The following is a 2,050-nucleotide window of genomic DNA, read 5'->3' as shown; positions in this document are numbered from 1 at the left end:
CTACGAGGTGGCCGACGAATTCCTCTATGCCGCGAATTGCCATTGTTCGGACTGCCGGCGCACCACCGGTTCGGCATTCAAGCCTTTCGCTGGTATCGAGCGTGAAAAGTTTGTCCTCACCGAAGGCGAGGACAAACTCCTGATCTTCGGCGACCAAAGCGGCCACAACGCGCATTGCTGCCAGTGCGGCTCCTTGCTTTATTCGCTCGTGCGCGACGGCGCCTATGTCCATGTCGCCATGGGAACGCTCGTCGACGACCCATCCATTCGTCCAACCGAGCACATCTTCGTCGGTTCGAAGGCGGGCTGGTTCACCATCACCGATGACCTGCCGCAGTATCAAGAGCACGTGATTGCCGGCTCCGACCAGCAATAGGCTGGAACCACAGCGGGCCAATCCCGTTTATTCGACGCCCGTTTGCCGGGAATTGACCTTGGCCTCATCTCGTCGGCGGTAGCGGATGCCTGACGTCTGTAGAACGATGTCGGGAATGCATGTTCTTGCGCCGACCAAGGAATCAGCCCAGCATCCAAGGGCTGGGAGAGAAAAAGCATTTATGGCCGGACGCGGCATATCTGCGACCCGACGATCCGGCCACTGGGAAGATACGTTCCGGGAACGGGCAAGCGAAACGCTTGATGCTCGTTTGAAAGGAACGTTTCCATGTCTGCTGCCACACTCAGATCGGCCAATGCCGTTCAACCGGCTGGCCGACTTTTGTTTTCCCTGTTCGCGATCGGCGCGATGGCAATGCTGACGGCACCTGCCTTCGCGCATGACGCCACGCCCACGGCGGCAAAGCCACAAGGCTGGAGTTATCCGTTCGCATGCTGCGCCAACTATGATTGTCGCACGACCCATACAGGCGAAGTGCTGGAGAAACCCGAGGGCTATGTCATCGCCGGAACGGGTGAGGTCGTTCCAATGACCGACAAGCGTGTCAAGGACAGCCCGGACGGCGAGTTCCATTGGTGCGCGCACCAGGGGGGCCTCGACGCCGGCAGGACAATCTGCCTGTTCGTGCCGCCGCGCTCGTATTGACGATAGGAGCGCATTCCTACGTCCGCCTGATCGCGTGTGACGGGACGGGCTTGCTGAGACGCGCCTGTCGCGGTAGCGCCGGTGATGCTTGCTGACAGACAGTTGTCAGGAGCACCTCTTTATGCTGCCTTTGCCGCACAGGGTGGCGGCGACAGGAGGAGTTCGTTGATGACCATCAAGGCAAGCTGTCATTGCAAGGCGACGACGTTCGAGGTTTCGCAAGCACCGCAGACGGTGACGCAATGCACCTGTTCTTTCTGCTCGAAACGCGGCTCGCTCTGGGCCTATTACGTGCCTTCGCAATTCAAGCTCACCAGCCCGATGGAGAACGTCTCTTTCTATCGTTGGGGGTCGAAGACCGTAAAGCACGGTTTTTGCGCCACCTGCGGCTGCGGCACCTTTACCGAAACGCCGGACTGGTCGACAGGCGAGCCGGATTTCGACAATCCCAAGATCAGCGTCAACTCGCGGCTGTTCGATGATTTCGATCTCGACAAGGTCGAAGTGGTTGTCATAGACGGCAAGAACCTCTGGTAGCTTATCCAAACCATTCCGGCACGGCGATGCGGCGCCACCACCGGGTATTGGTCACTCGGGAAAAGCCGTGAACGGCGCTTTTGCCGTTCCGCTTTTCGCCGCAATTCATGGTACAAGTCGCGGGAAGGGCTGATTTGGCGCCACCGCAAGGCGTGACTTGGAGAGGGACCATCCTATGAAAAAGACTGTGCTCGTCGTCGTGGCGACGGCTGTGCTCGTGAGCGCCTGCACCACCACCGATCCGTATACAGGCGACCAGAAGATTTCCAACACGGCGGCCGGCGCCGGCCTTGGCGCCCTGGCGGGTGCCAACCTTGGCCTGCTTGCCGGTGGCAACGACCGCCGCAACGCACTGATCGGCGCCGGCATCGGCGCGCTGGCCGGCGGCGCCATCGGCGCCACGATGGACCAGAACGAGGCCGAACTGCGCCGGCAGCTCGAGGGCACCGGTGTCAGCGTCACCCGCAGCGG

4 protein-coding genes are annotated in these 2,050 nt (G+C 60.7%); all 4 read left to right on the top strand.

The window, feature by feature from the left end; genetic code table 11:
- Positions 1 to 376, top strand: a 376-nt coding sequence (locus EN969_RS28425; RefSeq protein ID WP_127419596.1) for a GFA family protein, incomplete at its 5' end; no start/stop codon positions are given.
- Between the two features lie 288 nt (positions 377 to 664).
- Positions 665 to 1,042: a hypothetical protein gene (locus EN969_RS28420; protein ID WP_013531369.1), complete on the top strand. Its 378-nt coding sequence runs from the start codon at positions 665 to 667 to the stop codon at positions 1,040 to 1,042.
- Between the two features lie 168 nt (positions 1,043 to 1,210).
- Positions 1,211 to 1,579 (top strand): GFA family protein, encoded by a 369-nt coding sequence (locus tag EN969_RS28415; protein WP_024503891.1) that lies wholly within the window; start codon positions 1,211 to 1,213, stop codon positions 1,577 to 1,579.
- 175 nt (positions 1,580 to 1,754) lie between these two features.
- A partial coding sequence (locus EN969_RS28410) for a glycine zipper domain-containing protein (protein ID WP_245467539.1) occupies positions 1,755 to 2,050 on the top strand: 296 nt, incomplete at its 3' end.

This window comes from Mesorhizobium sp. M7A.F.Ca.CA.003.01.2.1 (genome assembly GCF_003998945.1).
GTDB lineage: Bacteria > Pseudomonadota > Alphaproteobacteria > Rhizobiales > Rhizobiaceae > Mesorhizobium > Mesorhizobium ciceri.
The sequence above is the reverse complement of the archived record's forward strand: the minus strand, read 5'-3'. Positions and strand labels throughout refer to the sequence as shown.

Bases quoted from the DNA above. Each gene is read 5' to 3' on its own strand.
- EN969_RS28420 (WP_013531369.1), top strand. From the start codon at position 665: ATGTCTGCTGCCACACTCAGATCGGCCAATGCCGTTCAACCGGCTGGC.
- EN969_RS28415 (WP_024503891.1), top strand. From the start codon at position 1,211: ATGACCATCAAGGCAAGCTGTCATTGCAAGGCGACGACGTTCGAGGTT.